This is a genomic window from Corallococcus sp. AS-1-12 (assembly GCF_020036995.1).
Lineage (GTDB): Bacteria > Myxococcota > Myxococcia > Myxococcales > Myxococcaceae > Corallococcus.
On sequence record NZ_JAIQDD010000067.1, the window covers coordinates 1 to 6,969 of the forward strand.

General features: G+C 68.9%; 2 protein-coding genes. Both read left to right on the forward strand.

Annotated elements, in window-relative coordinates; translation table 11 throughout:
• A partial coding sequence (locus tag K8556_RS38460) for a non-ribosomal peptide synthetase (RefSeq protein WP_223745119.1) occupies positions 1–4,437 on the forward strand: 4,437 nt, incomplete at its 5' end.
• Positions 4,438–4,852: 415 nt separating this feature from the next.
• Positions 4,853–6,969 (forward strand): condensation domain-containing protein (locus K8556_RS38465; RefSeq protein WP_223745120.1); only part of this gene is annotated, 2,117 nt, incomplete at its 3' end.

A 6,969-nucleotide genomic window follows, 5' to 3' on the forward strand; every position in this document is an offset into this window, starting at 1 on the left:
CCCGAGGCGGGAGAGTCCCTGGACTCCACCGAGCTGCGCACCTTCCTCAAGCAGCACCTGCCCGAGTACATGGTGCCCTCCGCGCTCCTCGTGTTGGAAGCGCTGCCCCTCAACACCAACGGCAAGGTGGACCGTAAGGCACTGCCCGCGCCCCAGGGCTCCGCGCTCGCCTCCACCTACGTCGCACCGCGCACTCCCACCGAGGAGCAGCTCGCGGTCATCTGGGCAGCAGTCCTGCGCCTGCCGCAGGTGGGCGTGAAGGACTCCTTCTTCGAGCTGGGTGGTCACTCGCTGCTGGCCACCCAGGTGGTGTCGCGTATCCGCGCCGAGTTCAGCGTGGAACTGCCCCTGCGCGCGCTCTTCGAGTCGCCCACGGTGGAGGCACTCGCGGTTCGTCTCTCGGGACTCACCCGCACGAACACCTCCCCGCTCACCCGCGTCTCGCATGACGGTCCGCTGCCGCTGTCCTTCGCCCAGCAGCGGCTGTGGCTCATTGATCAGCTCGAACCGGGCAGCCCCCTCTACAACCTCCCCGTCGCCGTCCGGATGGAGGGCCACCTGCGCATGGACGTACTGGAGCGCGCCCTGCAGGAAGTCGTGCGCCGACACGACGCCCTGCGCACCACCTTCGCCCAGGTGGACGGCGAACCGGTCCAGCTCATCCATCCTGATAATCCGCTGCCCCTGGGACTCGTGGACCTCACGGACGTGCCGGAGACGCAGCGCGAGTCCGAAGCGCGGCGCCTGGTGGACATGGAGATGCGCCGGCCCTTCGACCTGCGCACCGGGCCGCTCCTCCGCACGCTGCTCTTCAAGCTCTCCGAGCGCGAGCACGTCCTCGTCGTCACGATGCACCACATCGTCTCCGACGGCTGGTCGCTGGGCGTGCTGGTGCGTGAAGTCACCACGCTCTACGCGGCCTTCTCCGCTGGGCAGCCGTCGCCCCTGCCTGCCCTTCCCGTGCAGTACGCGGACTACTCCGACTGGCAGCGCCGCACGCTTTCGGGTGAGGCGCTGCGGCAGGAAGTGGCCTACTGGGAGCAGAAGCTCTCCGGCGCCCCTGCCGTGCTGGAGCTGCCCACCGACTTCCCCCGCCCGGCCGTCCGGAGCAACGCGGGCGCGACCCTCGGCTTCACCCTGTCGCGGGAGCTGACGGAAGCGCTCCGGAGCCTGGCCCACCGGGAAGGCGGTTCGCTCTTCATGGTGCTGCTGGCTGCATGGCAGGGGCTGCTTACGCGATACACGGGACAGCAGGACATCAGCGTGGGCTCGCCCATCGCGGGCCGCACGCGGGCGGAGACAGAGGGCCTCATTGGCTTCTTCGTCAACACGCTCGTCCTGCGCGCGAAGGTGGATGAAGGCCAGTCCTTCCGGTCGCTGCTCCAGCAGGTGCGCGCCACGGTGCTGGAGGCCTACGAGCACCAGGAAGTGCCCTTCGAGAAGCTGGTGGAAGTCCTCCAGCCAATGCGAAGCCTCAGCCACACGCCGCTCTTCCAGACGCTGCTCGCGCTCCAAAACGTGCCCACGGAGGACGTGCGGCTATCGGACCTCCGGCTACGAAGGCTGGAGGCCAGCCACTCCACGTCGAAGTTCGACGTGAGCGTCTTCTTCACGGAGACGTCCGACGGCCTGCGAGGCACGCTGGAGTACAGCACCGCTCTCTTCAAGCAGAGCACCGTGGAGCGGATGGCCGCCCATCTGCGCACGCTGCTGGAGGCCGTGGCCGCGAAGCCCGAGCAGCCCATCGCGCACCTGACGCTCCTCTCCAGCGAGGAGCGTCAGCGCGTCCTCGTCGAGTGGAACGACACCCGCGCCACCAGCCCGACGGACGTGCCGGTCCACGTCCACTTCACCCGGCAGGCGCAGCGCACTCCCGACGCGGTGGCGCTGGTGTTGGGCGACGCGACACTGACGTATGCCCAGTTGGATTCACGCGCGAATCAGTTGGCCCATCATCTGCGGGCCCTGGGCATTGCCCCGGGTGCGCGCGTCGGCCTCGCCGTCGAGCGCTCCTTCGAGTTGGTGACGGCGCTCCTCGCCATCCTCAAGGTGGGCGCGGCCTTCGTCCCCGTGGACCGCAATGCCCCCGTGGAGCGCATCGCCATGCTGCTGGAGGATGCGGACGTCAGCGTGACGCTCGCACACCAGCCCTTCGCTTCGTTGCTCCCCGCCACTGGCACCCGCGTCTGGCTGGATGCCCAGTCCGCGGAGATTGCCGCGCGGCCCAAGCATGCGCCGGATGTTCGCGTGAAGGGTGAAGCCCTGGCCTACGTGATGTTCACGTCAGGCTCCACGGGTCGCCCCAAGGGTGTCTGCGTACCCCACCGGGGCATCACGCGGCTGGTGCTCGGCAGCACCTTCATGCGCTTCGGGCCAGACGAAGTCTGGCTGCAGTTCGCACCCGTTGCCTTCGACGCGTCCACCCTCGAAATCTGGGGCGCGCTGCTGCACGGCGCGAAGCTCGTCCTCGCTCCGCCGCACTCACTGTCGCTGGAGGAACTGGCCGACCAGTTGCGTCACCACCACGTGACGTCACTCTGGCTCACTGCCGCCCTCTTCGAGCAGATGGCCCTGCACCAGGGCGAAGCGCTCGCGGGCGTGCGCCAGGTGCTCGCAGGTGGCGATGTGCTGCCCGCCGCCCGTGTGCGAGAACACCTCGCGCGCCTCCCGGAAGGCTCCACCTTCATCAATGGCTACGGACCCACGGAGAACACCACCTTCTCCACTACCTTCGCCATGCACCGAGATTCGGTGGTGGGCGGTTCAGTGTCCATCGGCCGGCCACTCTCCAACTCCACCGTCTACGTGCTCGACGCGCACCTGCATCCAGTGCCCGTGGGTGTCGCGGGCGAGGTGTACGTGGGTGGCCAGGGCCTGGCCTGGGGCTACCTGAATCGCCCCGAGCTGACCGCGGAACGCTTCGTCCCCCACCCCTTCGCCTCCACCCCGGGCGAGCGCCTCTACCGCACGGGCGACAAGGCCCGCTGGCAGGAGGACGGCACGCTCGACTTCCTGGGCCGCGTCGACTTCCAGGTGAAGGTGCGTGGCTTCCGCATCGAGCTGGGTGAAATCGAAGCCGCCCTGCGCGCCTTCACCGGCGTCAACGAGGCCATCGTCGTGGCGCGCGGCACTGACGCGGACAAGCGTCTCGTCGGCTACGTCACCGCTCGCGAAGGCCACTCGCTGGACACGGACGCGCTCAAGGCAGGACTCAAGCAGCACCTGCCCGAGTACATGGTGCCCTCGGCCGTCATGGTGCTGGACGCCCTGCCCCTCAACGCCAACGGCAAGGTCGACCGCAAGGCGCTGCCAGAGCCCGACGCGCACGCCGTCGAAGCACGGGACTTCGTCGCGCCCCGCGACGCGCTCGAAATGCAGCTCGCCCGCATCTGGGAGGACGTCCTCGGCGTCCCCTCCGTCGGCGTCCGCTCCAGCTTCTTCGAGTTGGGCGGCCACTCCCTGCTCGCCGTGCGCATGGTCGCCGCCGTGCGCGAGCGCCTGGGCCAGTCGGTTCCCCTCTCCGTCCTCTTCCAGCAGCCCACCATCGAGCAGCTCGCCCAGGTGCTTCGCGACGACTCCCAGGCCTGGACACCCCTCGTCCCGCTGGAGCGCGGAGAGCCCGGGCACCGGCCCCTCTTCCTCGTCCACCCTGGTGGCGGCAACGTCCTGGCCTACTCGGAACTTGCACGCAGACTCGGCCCGTCACTGCCCGTCTACGGCCTCCAGTCGCGCGGCCTCGACGGACGGCCCGTCGCTGAGTCGATTGAAGAGATGGCCGCCCTCTACCTCGAAGCCATCCGCACCGTGCAGCCCCACGGCCCCTACCAGCTCGGAGGCTGGTCTCTCGGCGGTGTCATCGCCTACGAGATGGCCCGCAGGCTGCGCGAGGCCGGTGAAGCCGTGGACCTGCTCGCCCTCATCGATGCCCACCTCCATGGCCTGACGAAGCCCGCCCAAGCCGAGACGCAGCTCGACGCGGAGGCCCGCGCGCGGCTCGCCTTCGCCCATGCCACCGCCACCGCCTTCGGTCAGCACCTCTCCGTCCCGGACGAAGCCCTGGCACAGGACGATGACGCGATGCTGGGCCACCTGCTCCAGGAAGGACTCCGGGCGCGAATCCTCGACGTGCACTCCGGCCCGGCCCAACTGCGCGCCCTCTTCAACGTCTTCCGGGCCAACCTCTTCGCCCACGAGAAGTACGTCCCCCAGCCGTACGACGGCTCCGCCCTCCTCCTGAGCGCCACCACTGTCGCCGCAGGCACTCCGCGCCACCGAGGCTGGGAGCCGCTCGTGCGAGGGGACCTCCAGGTGCACGACGTCCCCGGTGGCCACCACGAGCTGATGCAGGACCCGCACCTCGGGCCTGTCGTCGAGCTCCTGCAGGAGGCGCTCGCGCGGGTCTCCGGCATCGCACCCCGGCAGACCACGGGGAGCTGACGCCAGGGTTGGAGTGAAGCGAGGCAACCCACCGTCATGGCTCATCGTGACGGTGGGTCATGGCCCTTCCGAGGCACCGAACCCGGCCCCTGATCCCCCGATGAGCAGGGAGGAGACGCTGGGAGCAGGTCTCACTCCGGAGGACATCTGACGTCCTTCCCTCCCTTGCTTCAGGGAGACAGAGCAATCCCGCAAATACCTGAATTCATTCGAGCAGGTGATTGTCCGCCCTCATGACAGAGTCATCGTAGGCGGAATAATCTCACCGATATGAATTTGACCCACCCTCGCGCTTCTTTGGGAAGAGCGGCGCAGGGAGTCAATCCGGCACCAGCAACACACCCGAGTTCTCGCGAGCGCCACTGCCTCAGTGGTGTTCGTACGCGGTGGCGGCCCCCAGTGCGGAGTACACGAGATGAGCCACGAGCTGTCGAAGCGGATCGCCAACCTCTCACCGGAAAAGCGCGCCGAGTTGCTCAGGAAGGTGGCCGCGCAGAAGACCGTCTCGGGGCTCTCCGCGCAGGGCCTCATCCCGGTACAGGACCGCTCGCGTCCCCTGCCCCTCTCCTTCGCCCAGCAGCGACTCTGGTTCATTGATCAACTGCAGCCCGGCACCTCCCTCTTCAACGTACCCATGGCGGTGCGCCTGGAGGGTGCGCTCGACGTGGCCGTGCTGGAGCGCGCGTTGCGCGAAGTGGTGCGCCGGCATGAGGTGCTCCGCACCACCTTCCGCGAGGACGCCTCCGGCCCCGTGCAGGTGGTGTCTCCGGAGCCGGTGCTCACCCTGGAGCGCAGGGACCTCACGGGCTCGCCGCCGGACGAAGCCTGGCGGCTGGCGCGTGAAGCCGCGGCCCAACCCTTCGACCTCGCGAAGGGCCCGCTGCTGCGTGCGCTGCTGCTGACGTCGGCGCCGGGAGAGCACCTGCTCGTCGTGGTGGTCCACCACATCGTCTCCGACGGCTGGTCCATGACGCTGCTGGTGCGTGAGGTGGCGCTCCTCTACGGCGCCTTCGCGCGAGGTCAGGCAGCGCCCCTGCCCCCGCTGGGCATTCAGTACGCCGACTTCGGCGTCTGGCAGCGCGAGTGGATGCAGGGGCCTCGGCTGGAGAAGCAGCTCGACTACTGGAAGCGGCAGTTGGCCGGAGTGCCCTCCGCGCTGGAGTTGCCCACCGACTTCCCCCGCCCCTCGGAGCGCGATGGCCGTGGCGCGCGGCATGACGTGCTGCTGCCCCGCGAATTGACGGACGCGCTGAAGTCCCTCGCGCAGCAGGAGGGTGCCTCCCTCTACATGGCGCTGCTGACGGGCTGGCAGTTGCTGATGGCCCGCTACTCCAGCCAGGAGGACATCACCGTCGGCTCCCCCATGGCCGGCCGCACACGCGGCGAGGTGGAGGGCCTCATCGGCCTCTTCGTCAACGCCCAGGTGCTTCGCACCCGCGTGACGGGGACGGCCTCCTTCCGCACGCTGCTGCGTCAGGTGCGCGAGACGGTGCTCGGAGCCCAGGAGCACCAGGAGCTCCCCATCGAGCGCCTCGTGGAGGAGTTGAAGCCCGAGCGCATTCCAGGCCGCACTCCCTTCTTCCAGGTGATGCTCACCTACCAGGCCTCCTTCCGCGCCGCCGCCTCCGTCGAGGGCGTCAAGCTCGAGGCCCTGGAGCTCGACACCTTCTCCGCCAAGTTCGACCTCACCCTCCAGGTGCTGGAGACGGACGCCGGCCTCAAGGGCTACCTTGAGTACACCACGGACATCTTCACCCCCTCCACCGCCGCACGCATGGCGGAGCACCTGCGCGTCCTCCTTCAGCAGGCCGCCGCTCAGCCGGATGCGGCAGTCGCCCGACTGCCGCTGCTGACCGACGCCGAGCGGCGCGAAATGCTGGTGGAGTGGAACGCGACGCATGCGCCCTTCCCCGAAGCGTGCATGCATTCACTCTTCGAGGCACAGGTGCGCCGCGCACCGGATGCGGTGGCCGCCGTCTTCGAGGGGACGCAGTTGATGTATGCGCAGTTGGACGCGCGCGCCAATCAGCTCGCCCATGCCCTGCGCCGTCGGGGTGTGGGCCCGGAGGTCCGTGTCGCGCTGAGCGTTGAACGCTCCCTCGACGTCGTCGTCGGGTTGCTTGGCATCCTGAAGGCCGGTGGCGCCTGGGTGCCCGTGGATCCGCTCCTGCCTCGGGAGCGTCTGGCCTTCATGCTGGAGGACAGTGCGGCCCAGGTGCTTGTCACCCAGCAACCACTGGTGGACCGCTTCCCCGAAGCGATGCATGCCCGCGCGCTCTGCCTGGACACGGAGCGCGAGGCGCTGGCCCAGGAGTCGACAGACGCGCCCGTGACGGGCGTGACGCCCGCGAACATGGCGTACCTGCTCTACACCTCGGGCAGCACGGGGACGCCGAAGGGCACGGCGGTGGAGCACCGCAGCGTCGCCAACCTCGTCACCCACGAAGCGGTGGCCTACGGCATCGGCCCCGGCAGCCGCGTGTTGCAGTTCGCCAGCCTCAGCTTCGACCTCTCCGTGGAGGAGATTTTCAC